At 73.2% G+C, this 19,989-nt stretch carries 23 protein-coding genes; 8 read left to right on the top strand and 15 right to left on the bottom strand.

What is annotated here, in order from left to right; genetic code table 11:
- Positions 1-110 precede the first annotated feature (110 nt).
- From AB0F56_RS05215 to AB0F56_RS05205, 3 genes are read left to right on the top strand one after another with little or no spacing between them, the layout of a single operon-like run.
- Entirely contained in the window at positions 111-536 is a 426-nt protein-coding gene (locus AB0F56_RS05215; protein WP_362004147.1) for a hypothetical protein, read from the top strand.
- Positions 524-3,082 carry an ATP-binding cassette domain-containing protein gene (locus tag AB0F56_RS05210; protein ID WP_362004145.1) on the top strand — a complete coding sequence of 853 codons (2,559 nt, stop codon included), beginning with the start codon at positions 524-526 and terminating at the stop codon, positions 3,080-3,082. The genes AB0F56_RS05215 and AB0F56_RS05210 overlap by 13 nt, the downstream gene beginning before the upstream one ends.
- Positions 3,079-3,738 (top strand): ATP-binding cassette domain-containing protein, encoded by a 660-nt coding sequence (locus tag AB0F56_RS05205; protein ID WP_362004142.1) that lies wholly within the window; start codon positions 3,079-3,081, stop codon positions 3,736-3,738. Before AB0F56_RS05210 ends, AB0F56_RS05205 begins: the two co-directional genes overlap by 4 nt.
- A gap of 16 nt (positions 3,739-3,754) precedes the next feature.
- Here the strand turns inward: AB0F56_RS05205 and AB0F56_RS05200 are convergent, their stop codons facing one another.
- The gene (locus tag AB0F56_RS05200) at positions 3,755-4,333 is read right to left on the bottom strand and encodes a transglycosylase family protein (RefSeq protein ID WP_362004139.1); all 579 of its coding nucleotides are present in this window, start codon (positions 4,331-4,333) and stop codon (positions 3,755-3,757) included.
- Between the two features lie 194 nt (positions 4,334-4,527).
- Between AB0F56_RS05200 and AB0F56_RS05195 the strand changes: the two genes are divergently transcribed.
- Both AB0F56_RS05195 and AB0F56_RS05190 read left to right on the top strand, forming a co-directional pair.
- The gene (locus AB0F56_RS05195) at positions 4,528-5,310 is read left to right on the top strand and encodes a hypothetical protein (protein ID WP_362004138.1); all 783 of its coding nucleotides are present in this window, start codon (positions 4,528-4,530) and stop codon (positions 5,308-5,310) included.
- A gap of 188 nt (positions 5,311-5,498) precedes the next feature.
- Positions 5,499-5,777 (top strand): hypothetical protein, encoded by a 279-nt coding sequence (locus tag AB0F56_RS05190; RefSeq protein ID WP_362004136.1) that lies wholly within the window; start codon positions 5,499-5,501, stop codon positions 5,775-5,777.
- Positions 5,778-5,868: 91 nt separating this feature from the next.
- Here AB0F56_RS05190 and der read toward each other — a convergent pair whose 3' ends face one another.
- From der to AB0F56_RS05160, 6 genes are all read right to left on the bottom strand, one after another.
- A complete protein-coding gene (der, locus tag AB0F56_RS05185; protein ID WP_362004133.1) occupies positions 5,869-7,317 on the bottom strand; it encodes a ribosome biogenesis GTPase Der in 1,449 nt (482 codons plus the stop codon).
- A gap of 79 nt (positions 7,318-7,396) precedes the next feature.
- Positions 7,397-8,041 (bottom strand): lysophospholipid acyltransferase family protein, encoded by a 645-nt coding sequence (locus AB0F56_RS05180; RefSeq protein WP_362004132.1) that lies wholly within the window; start codon positions 8,039-8,041, stop codon positions 7,397-7,399.
- A complete protein-coding gene (gene cmk / locus AB0F56_RS05175; RefSeq protein WP_362004130.1) occupies positions 8,038-8,724 on the bottom strand; it encodes a (d)CMP kinase in 687 nt (228 codons plus the stop codon). Before cmk ends, AB0F56_RS05180 begins: the two co-directional genes overlap by 4 nt.
- A gap of 103 nt (positions 8,725-8,827) precedes the next feature.
- Positions 8,828-9,916, bottom strand: coding sequence for a prephenate dehydrogenase (locus tag AB0F56_RS05170; protein WP_362004128.1), 1,089 nt, complete (start codon positions 9,914-9,916; stop codon positions 8,828-8,830).
- Entirely contained in the window at positions 9,913-10,275 is a 363-nt protein-coding gene (gene aroH / locus AB0F56_RS05165) for a chorismate mutase (RefSeq protein ID WP_362004126.1), read from the bottom strand. Before aroH ends, AB0F56_RS05170 begins: the two co-directional genes overlap by 4 nt.
- Before the next feature lie 129 nt (positions 10,276-10,404).
- Complete coding sequence (locus AB0F56_RS05160; RefSeq protein WP_362004123.1) at positions 10,405-10,830, bottom strand: YidB family protein; 426 nt, start codon at positions 10,828-10,830, stop codon at positions 10,405-10,407.
- Between the two features lie 108 nt (positions 10,831-10,938).
- Between AB0F56_RS05160 and AB0F56_RS05155 the strand changes: the two genes are divergently transcribed.
- From AB0F56_RS05155 to AB0F56_RS05145, 3 genes are read left to right on the top strand one after another with little or no spacing between them, the layout of a single operon-like run.
- Positions 10,939-11,274: a DUF952 domain-containing protein gene (locus AB0F56_RS05155; protein WP_362004121.1), complete on the top strand. Its 336-nt coding sequence runs from the start codon at positions 10,939-10,941 to the stop codon at positions 11,272-11,274.
- Positions 11,275-11,319: 45 nt separating this feature from the next.
- A complete protein-coding gene (locus tag AB0F56_RS05150) occupies positions 11,320-11,811 on the top strand; it encodes a Rieske 2Fe-2S domain-containing protein (RefSeq protein WP_362004120.1) in 492 nt (163 codons plus the stop codon).
- 10 nt (positions 11,812-11,821) lie between these two features.
- Complete coding sequence (locus AB0F56_RS05145) at positions 11,822-12,535, top strand: nucleotidyltransferase domain-containing protein (RefSeq protein WP_362004117.1); 714 nt, start codon at positions 11,822-11,824, stop codon at positions 12,533-12,535.
- On the opposite strand, the gene AB0F56_RS05140 is transcribed toward AB0F56_RS05145, so the two are convergent.
- The 8 genes from AB0F56_RS05140 to AB0F56_RS05105 form a co-directional block, all read right to left on the bottom strand.
- Positions 12,491-13,294 (bottom strand): nucleotidyltransferase domain-containing protein, encoded by an 804-nt coding sequence (locus AB0F56_RS05140; protein WP_362004114.1) that lies wholly within the window; start codon positions 13,292-13,294, stop codon positions 12,491-12,493. The two genes, AB0F56_RS05145 and AB0F56_RS05140, sit on opposite strands and share 45 nt — an antisense overlap.
- Before the next feature lie 23 nt (positions 13,295-13,317).
- Positions 13,318-14,343, bottom strand: coding sequence for an ADP-ribosylglycohydrolase family protein (locus AB0F56_RS05135; protein WP_362005083.1), 1,026 nt, complete (start codon positions 14,341-14,343; stop codon positions 13,318-13,320).
- A gap of 8 nt (positions 14,344-14,351) precedes the next feature.
- Positions 14,352-15,107, bottom strand: coding sequence for an NUDIX domain-containing protein (locus tag AB0F56_RS05130; protein WP_362004111.1), 756 nt, complete (start codon positions 15,105-15,107; stop codon positions 14,352-14,354).
- Positions 15,104-16,183 carry an AAA family ATPase gene (locus AB0F56_RS05125; protein WP_362004109.1) on the bottom strand — a complete coding sequence of 360 codons (1,080 nt, stop codon included), beginning with the start codon at positions 16,181-16,183 and terminating at the stop codon, positions 15,104-15,106. The genes AB0F56_RS05130 and AB0F56_RS05125 overlap by 4 nt, the downstream gene beginning before the upstream one ends.
- Positions 16,180-16,830 (bottom strand): nicotinamide riboside transporter PnuC, encoded by a 651-nt coding sequence (gene pnuC, locus AB0F56_RS05120; protein ID WP_362004107.1) that lies wholly within the window; start codon positions 16,828-16,830, stop codon positions 16,180-16,182. Before pnuC ends, AB0F56_RS05125 begins: the two co-directional genes overlap by 4 nt.
- Positions 16,831-16,943: 113 nt before the next feature.
- A complete protein-coding gene (locus tag AB0F56_RS05115) occupies positions 16,944-18,128 on the bottom strand; it encodes a pseudouridine synthase (protein WP_362004105.1) in 1,185 nt (394 codons plus the stop codon).
- Positions 18,128-18,748, bottom strand: coding sequence for an SMC-Scp complex subunit ScpB (gene scpB, locus AB0F56_RS05110; protein WP_362004102.1), 621 nt, complete (start codon positions 18,746-18,748; stop codon positions 18,128-18,130). Before scpB ends, AB0F56_RS05115 begins: the two co-directional genes overlap by 1 nt.
- Positions 18,745-19,971, bottom strand: coding sequence for a segregation/condensation protein A (locus tag AB0F56_RS05105; protein WP_362004100.1), 1,227 nt, complete (start codon positions 19,969-19,971; stop codon positions 18,745-18,747). Before AB0F56_RS05105 ends, scpB begins: the two co-directional genes overlap by 4 nt.
- Positions 19,972-19,989 lie beyond the last annotated feature (18 nt).

Here is a 19,989-nt window from a genome sequence, read left to right as displayed (position 1 = left end):
TCGGGGCCGGGCGGCCTGATGATTCCAGGGTGGGCCGATTCCCGACATAGCGCAAGGAAGAGAATATTCAGCATGAAATGGGTGAAGGGGCCCGAGCCGAGGGAGGTCCCGTGCCGACATCCCGCGTTCTGCTGTGGGGCGGCGTCGCGGCGGTCGCCGGGGGCGCGGTGCTCTGCGTCCTGGGCTGGTACGGGATCTCCGGCGAGCGCTTCGCGGAGCGCCAGCTGCCCTACCTCGCCTCGTGCACGGTGCCGGGGGCGGCCCTGATCGTGGCGGGCGCGGTGTGGGTGGCCGGGGCGCTTCTCGTGGCGGGTTCGGCGGGCGGCGACCGGGCTCCGACGCCGGCGACACTTCTGGGCGAGCCCGAGGCCGAGACCGATCCCCCGCCCTCCTCCACCGCACCCCCGGTCCGGGTGCCGGGCGGAACCCTCGCACACCGCCCCGACTGCCCGTTGGTGGCGGGCCGGGCGGACGCCGAACCGGCCGGGGAGGCGGAGCTCGACCCCTGTCCGGTGTGTGAGCCGTGGCCTCGCTGACGTACGACCTCACCCTCGCCGGACTCGCGGTCGGCAGCGCCGCCGCGCTCACCGGCATCGGTCTGATCGTCACCTACCGGGCGACCGGGGTGCTCAACCTGGCGCACGGCGCGATCGCCATGGTCTGCGCGTACGTCCTGCGGCAGTTGGTGGTCGAGTGGGGCTGGCCGCTCCCGCCGGCCGCGCTGGTGACACTCCTTGTGGTCGCGCCCGGGATCGGCCTTGTCCTGGACCGGGCGGTGTTCCGCCCGCTCGCGCTGCTCGGCTCGAACCCGGCGCAGACCCTGGTCGCCTCCATCGGGGTCTTCGTGCTGCTGGTGGGCGGCGCGGCGCTGTTGTGGGGCACGGGAGCGCGGGCGGACGCGCCGGTGCTCCTCGGCGACGACCCGTGGACACAGCTCGCGGCGGTGGTGCTGCTTGCGGTGGCGGTGGGCGCGGTGACCCGGTGGACCCGGTTCGGGCGGGAGCTGCGGGCGGTCGTGGACAACCGGCCGCTGGCGATGCTCGGCGGGATCGACGCGGACCGGGTCGCGGCGGGCGGCTGGGCGTTCGGCGCGTTCACGGCGGGGCTCACGGGGGTGCTGCTGGCCCCGTACGTACGGCTCGACCCGTACGGGATGCCGCTCCTGGTCGTCGAGGTGATCGCGGTCGCGGTGGTGGCCCGGATGCGCAGCCTGCCGGTCGCCATCGTGACGGCCCTCGCGCTGGGCGTGGCCCAGGCGCAGATGACCCGCCTCCACCCGGAGGGCTGGGCGGGACCGCTGGTCCAGGCGGTGGGGACGAACCTGTTCGTGGTGGCGCTGCTCGTGGCCGCCCTGGTCGTACCGGGGGTGGGCGGGCGGGGCAGGGACGCGCTACCGCCGCCCTCGGTCGCGCCCAGGACCCCTACGGGTGTGGGGGTCACGGTCGGGGTGCTCTTCCTGCTCCCGCTGGGCTTCGCCGGGACGGACCTGCACACGGCGATCCAGGTGCCCGCGCTCGCGATCGTGCTGCTCTCGCTGGTGGTGGTGACGGGCCGGGGCGGGCAGATCGCGCTGGGCCAGGCGGCGTACGCGGGCCTGGGCGCCCTGTTCACGGCGCTGCTCGCGGCCGGCGGCCTGCCGGAGCTCCTGGCCCTGGCGCTCGCGGTGCTCCTGGTCGCCCCGCTGGGCCTGGTGACGGGGTGGCCGGCGATCCGGCGGCACGGGCTCGCCCTGGCGCTCGTGACGCTGGCGGTCGGGGTGGCGGTGAGCCGGTTCGTGTTCGTCCAGCCGTACGCGACGGCGGGCCTGGACCTCGGCCGTCCGGCGGGCTTCGCGGACGACCGCCGCTACTACGCCCTGGAGCTCGTGGTCCTGGCCGGCTGCCTGGTCCTGGTCGCGGCCCTGCGCCGGGGCCGCACGGGCCGCGCGCTCGCCGCCCTCCGCGACCACGAGGCGGGCGCGGAGGCGTCCGGGGTACGGGTGAGCCGGCTCAAGCTCCTGGCCTTCGTCCTGGGCGCCGCCCTCGCGGCCCTGGGCGGCGGCCTCCTGGGCATGGGCCTGCGCGCCTTCGACCCGGAGGCCTACGACCCGGTCCGCGGCCTCCTCTGGTTCGCCGCGATCGTCGTCCTGGGCGCCGACAGCCTCCTCTCCCCCCTGGCGGCCGCGGCCCTCCTGGTGGGCCTGGACGCAGGCACGAGAGGCGGCGTGGCGGCGGCCACGATCGGCATCCTGGCAGCCCTGACAGGCAGAATCCCCCCACTGACGTCCTGGCTCCCGAAATCGGGGCGACCCCCCGCACCCGCCGACGGCGAACGACCACCCACAGGAAGACCTGCAGACGAATCCCCTCCTCGCACGGGTGGTGCGGGTGGGAACCCCAGCCCGGCCGAAGGCCGGGCGCACCCCCACCGGCGCGCCCCCGCACCCGCACCCGCCCCCGCGAGGCTCACGGCGCACGACCTCACCCTCACCCACCCCGGCGGCCTCACCGCCCTCTCCCACGTCACCCTCGCCCTCACCCCCGGCCGCGTCACCGCCCTCGTCGGCCCCAACGGCGCCGGCAAGAGCACCCTCTTCGACTGCCTCGCCGGCACCCTCCGCCCCACCGCCGGCCACGTCACCCTCGACGGCGCCGACATCACCGCCCGCCCCGCCCACGTCCGCACCCGCCTCGGCGTCGCCCGCTCCTTCCAGCAGCTCGCCGTCTTCCCCTCCCTCACCGTCGAGGACAACGTCCGCCTCGGCGCCGAGCAGGGCCACCACCGCTCCCCCGCCCACACCGAACAGGCCCTCCGTCTTCTCGGCCTCGCCGGCCCCGTCCGCCACCACCCGGCCGCCGACCTCCCCACCGGCACCCTGCGCCGGGTCGAGCTGGCCCGGGCCCTCGCCGGCCGCCCGCACACGCTCCTCCTGGACGAGCCGTCCGCCGGTCTGGACGCCGCCGAGACCGAGGCCCTCGCCCGGATCCTGGCCGCCCTCGCCGCCGACGGCCTCACCGTGCTCGTCGTCGAGCACGACCCGGACCTGGTCGCCGGCCTCGCCCATACCGTGCACACCATGGAAGGGGGCCGGATCGTGTCATGAGCGTCGAGATCGCCCTGCGGGCCGCCCACGTCCGCTACGGCCCCCTGGAGGCCCTGCACGGCCTCGACCTGCCCGTCCCGGCGGCGACCGTCACCGTCCTCGTCGGCCGCAACGGCTCCGGCCGCACGACCGCTCTGCGCGCCCTCGCGGGCACGGTGCCCCTCTCCTCCGGCCGGGTCCTGTGGCGCGGCGCGGACGTGACCCGCCTCCACGCCCACGCCCGGGCGCGCCGCGGACTCTGCTTCGTACCGGACCTCCGAGCGGTGTACGCGACGCTCACGGTGGCCGAGAACCTGGACCTGGCCCCCGGGGACCGGGATCAGGCCCTCGCCGCGTACCCCGAACTCACCGCCCTCCTCCCCCGCACCGCCGGCACCCTCTCCGGCGGCGAGCGCCGGATGCTCGCGCTCTCCCGGGCCCTGCTGACCCCCGCCCGCGTGGTCCTGGTCGACGAGCCGTCCCTCGGCCTGTCGCCCGAGGTCTCCTCCCGTACGTACGGCCTGCTCACCGCCCTCGCCCGGCCGGGCGGCGCCGCCGTCGTCCTCGCCGAGCAGCGCCCTCCCCCCGGTCTCCCACCCGGCACGCTCCTCCACGAACTCCGCCGCGGCTCCCTCGCCTTCAGCGGCGAGGCGGCGGAGTTCACCTCAGCAGGGTGAGCTCAGCCCCGCGAGCTCACCCCAGCACGGTGAGCGGCGAGATCCGCAGCATCGTCCCGACCATCAGCCGGTTCGGATCCGCCCCCACCACGCTCCGGTTCGCCTTGTACAGCGCCTGCCAGCCGCCCGCGATCCCGAACCGCTTCGCGACCTTGCTGAGCGTGTCGCCCTGCTGCACCACATGGGCCCGCCCACTGAGCCCGTACCGCTTCGAGCAGACCGGCCAGGCTCCCCAGCCCTGGGTGCGCAGCACCTCCTCCGCGATGGTGATCTGCTGCTGACGGGTCGCCAGGTCGGCGCGCCTGGCGTACTTCAGGCCGCCGTGCTCCTCCCAGGTCGGCTGCCAGAACTGGAGTCCGCCGTAGAAGCCGTTGCCGGTGTTGATGTGCCAGCGGCCGCTGCTCTCGCACTCGGCGACGCAGCCCCACGGCCATTGGTCCTTGGCGCAGGCGTACGCGGGCGCCGCCTTCACCGACACCGCACCCGCGGCCCGCGCCGACGCCGGCGTCGGTGCGAGGGCCGACGAAGGGGCCGGAACGAGCGCCATGAGCGAAACCGCCGACGCGCCCACTGCCCACAATCTGATCTTCGACATCGCGGCAGGCTAGGCAGCACACCCCCGTGCCGGCGCCGTGCCGCGCGGGAGGACGCGCGTCCCCCACCCGGTCGGAGTCACACAAGTTGCCGCACCCGGACGCGTGACCCCGGCCGATCCTTCCCCGTTGAACTCGTCATGAGACGAGCCGGGATCCGCCCGGCGTCGCACGTACCGAGTCCAGGGAGCCCCCCGTGCCGCGCATGCTCGACGTCAGCGAGGACGTACGCGCCGAGATCGGCGACGAAGAAGCGGACCGGCTGCTCGCCGGCGACAACGCCCCGGGCAGCTACGACTGCACCTCCTGTCGCACGCCGGGCGACTCCGACCAGGAGCGCACGAGCACGGTGCTGTTCGTCGGCGAGGAGACCGCCGTCCTGGCGTTCGCCCACGCCAGCTGCATTCCGTCCCAGGTCGTCAAGGTAGCCGAGGAGCAGCTCCAGGGCGCCGTCCGCTCCATCGCCGCCACCGACGCGGCGGACGAGCTCAGCGCCGCCCACCCCGAGCAGGCGGTCCTGGGTGTCACCAGCGGTCTCGTCCTGATCGAGGGCGAGCTGCACCCGGCGCTCGTGGTCGAACCGACCGCGCCGGTCGCCCGCCCGGGCACGGACGGGCTGAGCGACGAGTTCCTGCCGCTCCTGGTCGAGCAGGGCTTCCAGCCGATCGCGGACGTGAACCAGAAGCCGGGCACGCTCCCCGGCTGGTCCGTGCTCGTCGCCATGGGCCAGCTGCACTCGGTGCTCCAGCCGGGTACGGGCGGCACCGGCCAGGCCGCCTGGTGGCAGGCGCACCAGCCGCTCCAGGTCACCGAGGGCTGGCGCGCGGCGGCCAACAAGTCGCACACGGTCCTGGTCTTCGCGGCGCCGGTGGGCTCGATCGGCCAGCAGCCGCGCGAGGACCTGCTCCGCGACGCCCTGGAGAAGGCCGCGGCCAACGGCCGTCTGGTGGCCGCCGCGATGCCGCTGGCCGGCACGTGACGGAGCACGGGCGCCCCGCCATAGGACGGCCGTACGTCCCTGGTGGTCATGGGGTTCCGACCGTGCCCCGGCAGCGGCAGCCTCCTCTTTCCGAGAGCCGCCCGCATCCGACGGAGGGCGGGGTCGTTGGCACATACGTGCACACATACGACCCACTCCGCCAGCCCGTTCCCGGTTCGATCCCCTCCATGCGCCCTGCGCAGGACCTCGTGGGAGGCCAGTCGACGACGCCGATCTACGACGCGCTGTACTCGGAGTACCGCAGGTCCTTTCGCACGCTGCCGGGTGATCGCAGCGGCGAGGAGGACCTCGGCTTCCGGGCCTTCGGGACGCAGGTGAGCACGGGTCTGTACGGAGTCCAGGTCCAGGGACACGGACACCACCGGTACACGGCGCAACCGGCGGCGTGGTCGGCGCAGCACCACGTCCCGGCGGCACTCCCGCCGGGGCCCCGCAGGGGGCTGTAGGCCCGAGCGGTACGGACGGGAAGCGAAACGGCGGAGGGCCGGGGCAGATCGCCCCGGCCCTCCGCCGTATGCGTGCTCGTCGCCGCGCTGCCTACTTCTTACGGCTGCGCTTCTCGCGGACCCGCACCGAGATGTGGATCGGCGTGCCCTCGAAGCCGAACTCCTCGCGCAGCCGGCGCTCGACGAAGCGGCGGTAGCCGGCCTCCAGGAAGCCGGAGGCGAAGAGGACGAACCGGGGCGGCTTGGTGCCCGCCTGCGTACCGAAGAGGATGCGGGGCTGCTTGCCGCCGCGGACCGGGTGCGGGTGGGCGGCGACCAGCTCGCCGAGGAAGGCGTTGAGACGGCCGGTGGGGACGCGGGTCTCCCAGCCGGCGAGCGCGGTCTCGATCGCCGGGACGAGCTTGTCCATGTGGCGGCCGGTCTTGGCGGAGACGTTGACCCGGGGCGCCCAGGCGACCTGCTGCATCTCGGTCTCGATCTCGCGCTCCAGGTAGTAGCGCCGCTCCTCGTCCAGCTCGTCCCACTTGTTGTACGCGATGACGAGCGCGCGGCCCGACTCCACGGCCATCGTGATGATGCGCTGGTCCTGGACCGAGATGTTGTCGGTGGTGTCGATCAGGACGACGGCGACCTCGGCCTTCTCGACCGCGGCGGCGGTGCGCAGGGAGGCGTAGTAGTCCGCGCCCTCCTGGAGGTGGACCTTCTTGCGGATGCCGGCGGTGTCGACGAACTTCCAGACCTTGCCGCCGAGCTCGATCAGCTCGTCGACCGGGTCGCGGGTGGTGCCGGCCAGCTCGTTGACGACGACGCGGTCCTCGTTGGCGACCTTGTTCAGGAGCGAGGACTTGCCGACGTTCGGGCGGCCGATGAGCGCGACGCGGCGGGGGCCGCCGATCGCGTTGCCGAAGGTCTGCGCGGGGGCCTCGGGCAGGGCCTCCAGGACGGCGTCGAGCATGTCGCCCGTACCGCGGCCGTGCAGCGAGGAGACCGGGTACGGCTCGCCGAGGCCCAGCGACCACAGGGCGGTGGCGTCGGCCTCGCCGGAGGGGCCGTCGACCTTGTTGGCGCAGAGGACGACGGGCTTGCCGGCGCGGCGCAGCAGCTTGACGACGGCCTCGTCGGTGTCGGTGGCGCCGACGGTGGCGTCCACGACGAAGACACAGGCGTCGGCGGCCTCGATGGCGTACTCCGCCTGGGCGGCGACGGAGGCGTCGATGCCGAGGACGTCCTGCTCCCAGCCGCCGGTGTCGACGACCTTGAAGCGGCGGCCGGCCCATTCGGCCTCGTAGGTGACGCGGTCGCGGGTGACGCCGGGCTTGTCCTCGACGACGGCCTCGCGGCGGCCGATGATCCGGTTCACCAGGGTCGACTTGCCGACATTGGGACGGCCGACGACGGCGAGGACGGGGAGCGGGCCGTGCCCGGCCTCCTCGATCGCGCCTTCGACCTCCTCGACGTCGAAGCCCTCTCCCGCGGCGAGCTCCATGAACTCCGCGTACTCGGCGTCGCCAAGTGCCCCGTGGTCGTGCTGGTCGTTCATGAAGTCCGTTCCTTGATCATTCGTGGTCGGTGGGTACTCGACGGGTCTGAGCCCGGGAGCCCACTACTGAGAGTGTCGCTCAGCGCCCGGTGAGGCGCCTGGCGTTTTTCAGGTGGGCGGTCAGCCGCTCCTGAATACGTACGGTGGCCTCGTCCAGGGCCTTGCGGGTGCGGCGGCCGGTGCCGTCACCGGCCTCGAAGGCCTCGCCGAAGACGACGTCGACGCGGCTGCGCAGCGGAGGCAGTGCCTTGACCAACCGTCCGCGGCGCTCGGAACTTCCCAGGACGGCGACGGGGACGATCGGCGCGCCGCTGCGGACGGCGAAGTACGCGAGGCCGGCGCGCAGGGAGGCGAAGTCGCCCTCGCCGCGGGTGCCCTCGGGGAAGATCCCGAGGACTCCGCCGTGCTCCAGGACCGCGAGGGCGTTGCCTATCGCGTTCCGGTCGGTGCTGTCCCGGTCGACCTTGAGCTGCCCGATGCCCTCCAGGAAGGGCCCGAGGGGCCCGACGAAGGCTTCCTTCTTGATCAGGAAGTGCACCGGCCGCGGGGCCGTGCCCATGAGCATGGGGCCGTCGATGTTGTGCGCGTGGTTGACGGCGAGGATGACGGGGCCGGCGGCCGGCACCCGCCAGGCGCCGAGGACGCGCGGCTTCCACAGGCCGTACATCAGCCCGATGCCGATGCCACGCCCGACGGCGGCGCCCTTCTCGGAGGGCTGGCTCACTTCGCGGCCGCCCTCTTCTCCTCGACGAGGGTCACGACACACTCGATGACCTGGTCCAGGGTGAGGTCGGTGGTGTCGACCTCGACGGCGTCGTCGGCCTTGGCGAGCGGGGAGGTCTTGCGGCTGGAGTCCGCCGCGTCCCGCTTGATCAGGGCCTGCTGGGTGGCGGCCACGTCGGCGCCCTTGAGCTCGCCGGAGCGGCGGGCGGCACGGGCCTCGGGGGACGCGGTGAGGAAGATCTTGAGGTCGGCGTCCGGCAGGACGGTGGTGCCGATGTCCCGGCCCTCGACGACGATGCCGCCCTCGGCGTTCCGGGCGATGGTCCGCTGCAGCTCGGTGATCAGGGCCCGCACCTCGGGGACGGCGCTGACCGCGCTGACCTTGGAGGTGACCTCTTCGGTACGGATGGGCCCGGCGGCGTCGGCGCCGTCGACGGTGATCGTCGGCCGGGACGGGTCCGTGCCGGAGACGATCACGGGCTTCGAGGAGGCGTTGGCGACGGCGTCGGTGTCGTGCACGTCGACGCCGTTGCTGATCATCCACCAGGTAATCGCCCGGTACTGCGCGCCGGTGTCGAGGTAGCTCAGCCCCAGCTTGGCGGCAACCGCCTTCGAGGTGCTCGACTTGCCCGTGCCGGAGGGCCCGTCGATGGCGACGATCACGGTTTCCACGGTGGGGAACACCTTCCTGGGGTGAGCGGAGAGGCCGCGCGGAACGCGGGGGGCCACCCCAAGGTTACCGAGTCCCGGCCACCCGTCTGGCCGAGCACCCTCCGCGGGCCCCCGGTCACCCCGCCCGCAGGGCCCAGCCCCGTTCCCGCAGCGCCGCGCCGAGCGTCGGCGCGGCCGACGGCTCGACCATCAGCTGGACCAGACCCGCCTGCTGCCCCGTCGCGTGCTCGATGCGGACGTCCTCGATGTTGACGCCCGCGCGGCCCGCGTCCGCGAAGATCCGGGCCAGCTCGCCCGGCTGGTCGCTGATGAGGACGGCGACGGTCTCGTACTGCGTCGGCGCCGCGCCGTGCTTGCCCGGGACCCGGGCGCGCCCCGCGTTGCCCCGGCGCAGGACGTCCTCGACGCCGTCGGTGCCCTCGCGGCGCTTGTCCTCGTCGGAGGACTGCAGGGAGCGGAGCGCCCGGACCGTCTCGTCCAGGTCGGCCGCGACGCCGGAGAGGACGTCGGCGACGGGACCGGGGTTCGCCGACAGGATCTCGACCCACATGCGCGGGTCGGAGGCGGCGATCCGGGTGACGTCGCGGATGCCCTGCCCACAGAGCCGTACCGCCGTCTCGTCGGCCTCCTGCAGGCGGGCGGCGACCATCGAGGAGACCAGCTGCGGGGTGTGCGAGACGAGCGCGACCGCGCGGTCGTGGGCGTCGGCGTCCATGACGACCGGGACGGCGCGGCAGAGGGCGACCAGCTCCAGGGCCAGGTTCAGGACCTCGGTGTCGGTGTCGCGGGTCGGGGTGAGGACCCAGGGGCGGCCCTCGAAGAGGTCGGCGGTGCCGGCCAGCGGTCCCGAGCGCTCCTTGCCGGACATCGGGTGCGTGCCGATGTAGGCGGTGAGGTCGAGCCCCAGCGCCTCCAGCTCGCGCTTCGGGCCGCCCTTGACGCTCGCGACGTCCAGGTAGCCGCGCGCGACGCCCTCGCGCATGGCGGTGGCGAGCGTGGTGGCCACGTGCGCCGGGGGTACGGCGACGATCGCGAGGTCGACGGGCCCCTCGGGCGCCTCGTCGGTGCCGGCGCCGAGCGCCGCGGCCGTGCGGGCGCGGGCGGGGTCGTGGTCGCGGAGGTGGACGGCGATGCCGCGTCCGGCGAGCGCGAGCGCCGCCGAGGTGCCGATCAGGCCGGTTCCGATGACGAGCGCGGTTCTCACTGGGCGATGTCCTTGCGCAGGGCGGCCGCGGCACCGAGGTACACGTGCGCGATCGCGGACTTGGGCAGCTCCGACTCGATGTGCGCGAGGAGTCGTACGACCCTCGGCATGGCGCCCTCGATGTCCAGTTCCTGCGCGCAGATCAGCGGCACGTCGACGATGCCGATCCGGCGCGCGGCGGCGGCCGGGAAGTCGCTGTGCAGATCCGGGGTGGCGGTGAACCAGATGCTGATCAGGTCGTCGGGGGTGAGGCCGTTGCGTTCCAGGACGGCGGTGAGCAGCTCCTCGACCTGCTCACTCATGTGTCCGGCCTCGTCCCGTTCCAGCTGGACGGCGCCTCGGACCGCTCGTACCGCCACGTCGTGCTCCTTACCTGACCTGGGTCTTTCGAGAATGCTCCGATCAGCCTAGTCAGCCGCGCGGACACACCGTCGCGGCGACCGCCCTCCGAGACGAGGGGGCCGCCGCCGGGTGGGTCGGGGCTCAGGTCAGAGCTGCTGCTGCCTGATGAGGTCCTCCAGGGAGCCCGACGGCACCTGGCCCTGGGGGGTCAGCTTGTCGACGGCCTGGGGCAGGACCTGGGCGATCTCGTCGGCGGCCTGCTGGGGGCTGACTCCGGCGTCCTGGGCGACCTTCTGGAGCGTCTCGTCGGGGAGTGCCTCGGCGACCTGCTGACCGGTCACCGGCTTGTTCTCGCCGCTGCCGACCCAGGACTGGGCCTGGTCCGCGAGGCCCGACGTGGTCAGCATCTCCATGAGCCCGCCCAGCGGGTTGGAGCCGGCCGCCCCGCCCTTCCCGCCGCTCATCAGCGCGCCGAGCAGGGAGCCGAGGATGTTGCCCCCGCCGCCCGCGCCCTGCTGACCGCTGCCGCCCAGGAGTCCGCCGAGCAGACTGCCGAGATCGTTTCCAGCCATGGTCCTGCCTTTCACTCCGGTACGGAACACGGTCAATGTCACCCAGACCGGATCATTCCGCCACTCGGGGTATCCGGCGGTCGCGGGGCGCGCGGTACAACTGTCGGCATGCTGCTGCACGTCGTACCGCTGGACGAATGGTCCGCCGATCCCGAACTCCCCTACGCCCCGCCCTCGCTGGCCTCGGAGGGGTTCGTGCACTGCTCGCCGGACGAGAGCGCGGCGCTGACGGTCGCGGACGCGCACTACCGGGACGTGGCCGGTCCGCTGCTCGTCCTGGTCGTCGACGAGGCGAGGTTGGGTGCCGAGGTGCGCTGGGGGGGCTCGGAGGACGCGCTCTTCCCGCACGTCTACGGGCCGATCGAGCGGGCGGCCGTCACGGGCGTCCTGGAGGTGCGCCGTGACTCCGACGGCCGTGCGAGGGAGCTGACGCCCTGGATCTAGGCGTGTTGCCCCCAGGGGGCCGGGCGCGCGGGCAGGCTGTACGGCATGAATCCTGAAGCCACGAACCGCCGTACCGTGCTGATGGCCGGTGCGGGTTCCGTCGCCGTGCTCGCCACCGGTTGCGGCTCCGACGGCGACAACGGCGGTACGACCGACAGCCCGACGCCGACGGGCCCGGCCACGACGGCCGAGCCGACCACGTCGGCGCCGGGCACCTCCTCGCCGGAGGCCTCGCCCTCGGCGCCGGCCGGGGACGCCCTGACCACGAAGGGAGACGTCCCGGTCGGCGGCGGCACGATCTTCAAGGAGGAGAAGGTCGTCGTCACCCAGCCCACCGCCGGTGACTTCAAGGCGTTCTCGGCGATCTGCACGCACCAGGGCTGCATCGTCGCCAAGGTCGAGAACGGCACGATCGACTGCGCCTGCCACGGCTCCAAGTTCCGTATCACGGACGGCTCGGTGGTCACCGGACCGGCCACGCGCCCGCTCCCGGCCGAGGAGATCACCGTGTCCGGGGACTCCATCACCCTCGCGTAGCCTGACCCGCATGACTTCGGCAGCCCTGGTGCGCGACCACACGATCTACTCCTGCGTCATGGGGTCGCGTGCCTTCGGTCTGGACACCGAGGACAGCGACACCGACCGCCGGGGTGTGTTCCTCGCCCCGACGCCGCTGTTCTGGCGCTTCGACAAGCCGCCGGCGCATGTGGAGGGGCCCGCGGAGGAGCAGTTCAGCTGGGAGCTGGAACGGTTCTGCGAGCTGGCGCTCCGGGCCAACCCGAACGTCCTGGAGTGCCTGCACTCCCCCGTCGTCGAGCACATCGACGACACCGGCCGCGAACTGATCGCGCTCCGCGAGGCGTTCCTCTCCCGCCAGGCGCACCAGACCTTCGTCCGGTACGCGGGCGGGCAGCGCAGGAAGCTCGACGCGGACGTCCGCCAGTACGGTCACCCGCGCTGGAAGCACGCGATGCATCTGCTGCGCCTCCTGATGAGCTGCCGCGACCTGCTGCGCACCGGCGAACTGACCATCCACGTCGGCACCGACCGCGACCGCCTCCTCGCGGTGAAGCGCGGCGAGGTCCCGTGGACGGAGGTCGAGTCCTGGATGACCCGCCTGACGGAGGAGGCCGACGCGGCGGCGACCACCTCCCCCCTCCCGGCATCCCCGGACCACGCCCGCGTCGAGGACTTCCTGATCCGCGCCCGCCGCGTGTCAGCCCTGCACGCGCTGAACGCCTCGGCCGCCTCGAACGTCTAGGACGCCCTCCAGCCGCACCCGCACGACGAAGTCGTGCAGCGCGTCGAGGGCCTTCGGCGCCTCCCCGAGCGCCGTCGCCGCGTGCGCGGCGTCCAGCACCCCGTGCAGCGCCTCCACGTCCTCGCGGACCCGCGCCAGGTCCACCTCGGCCGCCCCGTGCTCGGCCTCGGCCTTCGCCGCGATCAGATCCGCCCCGTACGCGGGCGCCTCGGCGACCTCCCCGAGCAGCGTGGGCAGGTGCGCCTGGACCTCACCGGAGCGCATCAGGTGGATGCCGGTGAGCAGCGCCCGGAGGGTGTAGAGGAGCGGCTTCAGCTCCTCCGTCTTCTCGAAGAGGCGCCACTGTGTCGCGGCGAAGCCACGGTAGTGATGCGCGTGGTAGTGGGTGAGCACATGAGGTGCGAGCGAGACGAGTTCGGCGTGCGCCTCCGAAGTGTGGGCCACCAACGGGGAGAGCAGCTGCTCCAGTACGTATCCGTTGCGGCGCAGCATGAGCCGGACGAACTTCCGCAGGTCGTGCGTGACGAGGTCCATCTCCACGCCGTCCCGGTCCCACATGCGACTGCGGGTCTCCTCGGGCTCGCGCAGCCCGATCAGCCCCTCCACCGGCAGCAGGTGCACACCGCGCAGGTCCACGTCCGAGTCCCGGGACGGGAATCCGTACAGGTGCGCCCCCGAGACGGTGGCGAAGACGAGCGGATCGGGCTGTTCCGCGACCACGGCGGAGAGGTCGACTTCCGGTATGAGAGCTACGGTCATGGCCCCAGCTTCCCAGCCCGCGCTCACGCGTCCCAGAGGGCGCCCAGGGTGAGGAGTTCGGAGCGGTGCTCGATCGGGTTCGTCCATGCCTCGGGCCAGGCCGCCGCGCCCAGGTGGGCGCCGGCGAAGGCTCCCGCGAGGCAGGCGATCGAGTCCGAGTCGCCTCGGGTGCAGGCGGCGCGGCGGAGGGCGGTGAGGGGCTCCTCGGGGAAGAGCAGGAAGCAGAGGAGGCCGGTCGCGAAGGCCTCCTCGGCGATCCAGCCGTCGCCCGTGTACGTGCAGGGGTCGAGCTCCGGGTCCGCCGTGCGCTGCACGGCGTCCAGGCGCTCCAGGACCGCCAGGCACTCGTCCCAGCCGCGCTCGACGAAGTGCCGGGCCGACGGGTCCTGGGAGCGGGTCCACAGGTCGCCGAGCCAGGCCTCGCGGTAGACGGAGCGGTTCTCGTACGCGTACGAGCGCAGGTGACCGACGAGGCCCGTCGGGTCGACGCCCTGGGCGAGCAGGTACACCGCGCGGGCGGTCAGGTCGGAGGCGGCGAGCGCGGTGGGGTGGCCGTGGGTGAGGGCCGCCTGGAACTGGGCCGCGCCGGCCCGCTGCTCCTCGCTCAGACCGGGCACGAGCCCGAGCGGCGCCACGCGCATATTGGCGCCGCACCCCTTGGAGTGGATCTGGCTGGCGTCCTGCCACACACGGTCGCTGTCGAGGAGGTCACAGGCGCTCAGGCAGGTGTTGCCGGGCGCCCTGTTGTTCTCCGGGGAGTGGTACCAGGCCACGAACTCCTCGCGGACCGGCGGCTCCATCGACTGCGGGGTGAGCACGCCCCGGTCCATGGTGGCCCGGATGCCGCGCGCCAGGGCGAGTGTCATCTGCGTGTCGTCCGTGATGTACGCCGTGCCCCGCTGCACCGGCAGCTCCATGGCCCGCCAGGGGCCGCACTTCGCCAGGATCGCCGGCACGTCGTTGAACTCGGTCGGGAAGCCGAGGGCGTCCCCGAGCGCGAGGCCGATCAACGCGCCCGTGGCGCCCTGCTTCGTCGCGTGACGCGTCATGGGGTGGGTCATGTCGATCGTCCTTCCGGTCGCAGCAACGGCGGGTGGAGGGCCGTGGCCTCCCCCGCCCGGTAGAGAGCGGCCGGTTTCCCCCGTCCGCCGGTGAGGCGCGGCGGCCCCTCCACGGCCCGGACGAAGCCGGGCGTGGTGAGGACCTTGCGCCGAAAGTTGGGGCGGTCGAGTTCGACGCCCCAGACCGTCTCGTACACCTGCCGCAGCTCGCCGATGGTGAACTCGGGCGGGCAGAAGGCGGTGGCGAGACACGTGTACTCGAGCTTGGCGCCGACCCGGTCGTGCGCGTCGGCGAGGATCCGGTCGTGGTCGAAGGCGAGCCCGCCGTGCTCGCCGTACGGCATCCACCGGGCCCGCACCGCGTCGCCGCCGCCGCGCGGCTCCGGGGCGTCCGGGACGAGCGCGGCGAAGGCGACGGAGACGACCCGCATCCTGGGGTCCCGGTCCGGTTCGCTGTACGTCCGCAGCTGTTCCAGGTGCAGTCCGGAGACGGTGCCCTCCGACAGGCCGGTCTCCTCGGCCAGTTCGCGGCGGGCGGCGGCCTCGGCGGACTCGCGGGGCAGGACGAAGCCGCCGGGGAGCGCCCACGTCCCTTCGTACGGCCGCTGTCCCCGCTCGACGAGCAGGACGTTCAGCCGGTCGGCGCGGATCGTGAAGACGGCGAGGTCGACGGTGACGGCGAAGGGCTCGAAGGAGCCGGCGTCGTAGCCGTCGACGGCCGAGGACGGAAACGGAGGCGGGGACGGGTTCATCGGCGCTCCGGAAGGGGGTCGGCGAGGTTCCAGCCCTCGGCGAGCAGCGCGTCCACGGCGGCGACCGCCGCCGCGAGGCGTTCCTCGTGCGGTCCGGTCAGCAGGGCCGCTCGGCGCCCGGTGTGGGCCAGCTGGGTGTGGAAGCGGGCGGTCATCCAGGGCCGCAGGTGCTCCCCGTCGCGCAGCCCGTCGTCCTCGAAGGCGACGCCCCGGTGGTCGGTGAGGAGCCACAGGTGCTGCCGGCCACGCGCGGCGATCTCGCCGGTCGCGGGGCTCGTGGTGCCCATGTACCGCTCGTGCCAGATGGTGGTGGCGAAGGCGTCGGTGTCGCAGAAGAGCACCGGCGAACCGTCCCGCGCCGCCTCCTCCTCCGACTCGGCCTGGCGCAGCGCGATGAGCGGGAAGTCCTCGGAGTGGAAGGCCACGTCCTCCCAGGTCGCCTCGGGGCGCAGGGCGCGCAGCTCGGCGAGCTTGAGTTCGCTGAACTCCCGCCCGAACTCCGGCACCCAGCGCGTACGGGCCCAGACCCCGCCCCGGGCCCGGTAGTGCTCGGCGAGGGCGCGGGCCATCGTGGTCGTCCCGGTGGACTCCGCGCCGAGGACGACCACACGGCGGGTGAGCGCGGCGCGCACCGGCGCTTCGAGGAAGTCCCAGGAGCCGACGGGGTCCTTGCGGACGGCGGTGCCGGAGACGGGGAAGAGCGTACGGTCCGGGTCGACGCAGACGGCGTCGGCGCCGAAGCGGCGGCCCAGCTCCTCCCCGTACGGCTCCGAGGTGAAGACGGCGTCGACCGGCTCGCGCACCGCGCCCCGGAAGACGGCCATGTGGGCGGACCACACATCGGGGTCGTGGAGGTCGACGGGGATGTCGTCGACGGCCCCCACGACCAGCGCGTCGGGATGGACCTCCCGCATCCAGGCGACCCGCTCGTCCAGGGTCAGGGTCTCCACGGAGGAGGCGCAGACCAGCACGGTGAGGCGCTCGCAGCGCTCGCGGGCGGTGCGGACGAGATGGTGGTGGCCGGCGTGCGGCGGATAGAACTTGCCGAGGACCAGGCCGTGTCCGTAGCGCTTCATGCGACCGCCTCCCTCTCGACCGTACGGCTCCGGGCGTCGAGGTCGCGGCTCCAGCCGCGCAGGCCGAGGACGCAGAGCGTCATGAAGCCGACGTACAGCAGGGCGGTCAGGTACAGCTCCTTGTACGCGTACAGGGGCACGTACACGATGTCGGCGGCGATCCAGAGCCACCAGGACTCGAGGCGCTTGCGGCACTGGCCGTAGGTCGCCATGAGGGAGAGCGCGGTCGTCAGGGCGTCCCAGAACGGGACGGTCGAATCGGTGGCGCGGTCGAGCAGCAGCGTGAGGCCGAGGGTCCCCACCACCCCCGCCGTGAGCAGCCAGGTCCACTCCGTGCGCGTGGTGCGGCGCACCGGGAGGGAGCCTGGTCCACCCCCGTGGGTCCAGGTCCACCAGCCGTACACGGCGAGGGTGATGAAGACGATCTGGAGGCCGGCGTCGGCGTAGAGCCCCGCCTGCGTGAAGAGCAGGACGAAGAAGAGGTTGTTGGCGATGCCGATGGGCCAGTTGGCGAGGTGCTGGCGGGCGACGAGCCAGACGCAGAGCGCCCCGCTGCCGAAGCCGAGGACCTCGGTCCAGCTGACCGGGGTGTCGAGCAGGGTGAAGAGCGGCTGTTGCAGGGGGTCGAGTACGTCCGCGAGGCTCACGCCCACCTCCTTAAGAGTCATATTGACTATAAAGGGCCGCGGGCTTCGCCCACAAGTACGAAAAAGCCCGCGACCGCAGGGCGGTCACGGGCTTCTCGTCGTAGAGGTACGGCTTACATGCCGACTTCCTTCATCAGCATGCCGACCTCGGTGTTGGTCAGGCGGCGCAGCCAGCCGGACTTCTGGTCGCCCAGGCCGATCGGGCCGAAGGAGGTGCGGACCAGCTTCTCCACCGGGAAGCCCGCCTCGGCGAGCATCCGGCGCACGATGTGCTTGCGGCCCTCGTGCAGCGTGACCTCGACCAGGTAGTTCTTGCCGACCTGCTCCACGACGCGGAAGTGGTCGGCGCGGGCGTAGCCGTCCTCCAGCTGGATGCCGTCCTTGAGCATCCGGCCGACCTCGCGGGGCAGCGGACCGGTGATGGCCGCCAGGTAGGTCTTCTTCACGCCGTACTTGGGGTGCGTGAGGCGGTGGGCCAGCTCACCGTGGTTGGTGAGGAGGATGATGCCCTCGGTCTCGGTGTCGAGCCGGCCGACGTGGAAGAGCCGGGTCTCGCGGTTGGTGACGTAGTCGCCGAGGCACTGGCGGCCGTCGGGGTCCTCCATCGTGGAGACGACACCGGCCGGCTTGTTCAGCGCGAAGAAGATGTACGACTGGGTCGCGACGGTCAGACCGTCGACCTTGATCTCGTCCTTCTCCGGGTCCACGCGCATGCCCTGCTCGAGCACGATCTCGCCGTTGACCTCGACCCTGGCCTGCTCGATCAGCTCCTCGCAGGCGCGTCGCGAGCCCATGCCGGCGCGGGCGAGCACCTTCTGCAGCCGCTCGCCCTCCTGCTCGGCGCCGGGGAACGTCTTCGGGGTCTTGATCTCGGGCCGGTTCTCGTACCGCTCGCGGTTGCGCTGCTCGATCCTGGCGTCGAGCTCGCGCGAGCGAGCCGGGGACTGCCGCTGCCCGTGGGGGCCACGACGAGGCGGGGTGCCGCCCTGGGGCGACTTCGGGCCGCCCTTGGCGCCACCGCGGGCTGCGGCCCCGCGGCCCTTCTTCGGGGCCTCGGACGCGCTGCCCACGTCGTAGCGGCGCTCCTCGGGGCGCGGGTTGCGCGGCCGGTCGCCGCCCTGCCTGTCGTCGCGGCCACCGCCGCCACCGGCGCCCCGGTAACCGCCACCGCCTCCGCTGCCGCCCGCGCGGCCACCGCCGCCGCCCGCGCGGCCACCGCCGCTGCCGCCGCGGCCACCGCTGTTGCCACCACGGCTCCCGCCGTTGTTTCCGCTGTTCCTGCCGCTGCTGCTTCGCATCAAATGTCCGTCGTCTTGTCGTCTGCGTCTTCGCGATCCGGGAGATCCGGATCGAACGACGGGACCCCTTCCAGCGTGTCCGCCTCGATCGCGTCCGCCTCGGGGAGGAAGGGCGCGAGCTCCGGGAGCTCCTCCAGGCCGCGCAGGCCCATCCGCTCCAGGAAGTAGTTCGTCGTCCTGTACAGGATCGCACCTGTTTCGGGTTCCGCGCCCGCCTCCTCCACAAGACCGCGCTGGAGGAGGGTCCGCATGACCCCGTCACAGTTCACTCCGCGTACGGCGGAGACCCGGGAACGGCTGACCGGCTGGCGGTACGCGACGACGGCGAGGGTCTCCAGGGCCGCCTGGGTGAGGCGCGCCTGCTGCCCGTCGAGGACGAAGGCCTCGACGGCGGCGGCATGCTCCGGGCGGGAGTAGAAGCGCCAGCCGCCGGCGACGAGGCGCAGCTCGAAACCGCGGCGCTGCACGGTGTACTCGTCGGCGAGCTCGCGCAGGGCGTCGGCGACCTCGCGCGGGGTCCGCTCCAGGACCTTGGCGAGGTGGACCTCGGTGGCCGGCTCGTCGACGACCATGAGGACGGCTTCGAGGGCGGGCTTGAGGTCGTGTCCGAGGTCGCTCATGCCTTCTCCTCCACTACTTGATCGAACTCGTCGGTCACCTGCGTCTCCTGCTCCCCGCCGACCCAGGTGACGGTCAGCTCGCCGAGGGCGTCCTCCTGGTCGAGGGAGACCGCCTTCTCGCGGTAGAGCTCCAGGAGGGCGAGGAAGCGGGCGACGACGGTGAGGGTGTCGGCGGCCCCCTCGGCGAGCTCCCGGAAGCTGACGCTCCCGCGCTCGCGCAGCAGGGCGACGACGAGACCGGCCTGCTCGCGGACGCTGACGAGCGGGGCGTGGATGTGGTCGACGTACACCTGCGGCTTGGCCTTGGGCTGCATCGCCTTCACGGCGAGCTTGGCGAAGCCCTCGGCGCCGATGGAGATGACGACCTCGGGCAGCAGCTCGGCGTGGTGGGCCTCCAGGCCGACGGTACGGGGGTGGCGCCGCCCCTCGGTCTCCCAGCGGTCCTCGAAGATCGAGGCGATCTGCTTGTACGCGCGGTACTGGAGCAGCCGCGCGAAGAGCAGGTCCCGCGCCTCCAGGAGCGCGAGGTCGGCCTCGTCCTCCACCTCGGCGGCGGGCAGCAGCCGGGCGGCCTTGAGGTCGAGCAGGGTCGCGGCGACGACGAGGAACTCGGTGGTCTGGTCGAGGTCCCAGTCGGGGCCCATGGCGCGGATGTGCACCATGAACTCGTCGGTGACCTTGGAGAGGGCGACCTCGGTGACGTCGAGCTTGTGCTTGGAGATGAGCTGGAGGAGCAGATCGAACGGCCCCTCGAAGTTCGCCAGCCGAACGGTGAACCGCCCGTCGTCGCCGGGAGGCGCGTCCGCGCCGACCGGCGGGGCGACCTCGGGCGCCCCGGGAGGCCCGTCCACGGGGCCGGAGGCCGACGGCTCCGCCCCGGCTGCGGCCGAGCCGTCGGACGTCACGCATTCCGGTTCCGGGGCTCCCTCGGGCACGCCTCCGTCGGCGCTCGCGACCGCAAGCGCCTCGCCTTCTGCAGGCAGGGTTTCGGGGGCCGCCGGCATCGCCGGCTCGTCCGCCCGCGGCGCCTCCGGCGCCGGCCGGGCAGCCGGGTCGGGGTCCAGGGGCTCCGTGGAGTCCACGGCGTCCCGGGCCTCCGTCGGCTCCTCCGGAGCCGGGCCGGGGGCCTCAGGCCCCCTGGACGGGGGCGTGCCCGTGCCTGGGCCCTGGCCCAGGGCGCGGCGGCGCGGTGGGCGGGACGTTTCGGCAGGGGGTGGGGGCATCGGGGTCCAGAGAGGGGC

This window comes from Streptomyces sp. NPDC026092 (assembly GCF_040638605.1).
Lineage (GTDB): Bacteria > Actinomycetota > Actinomycetes > Streptomycetales > Streptomycetaceae > Streptomyces.
This window is presented reverse-complemented; position numbering and strand designations above follow the sequence as displayed.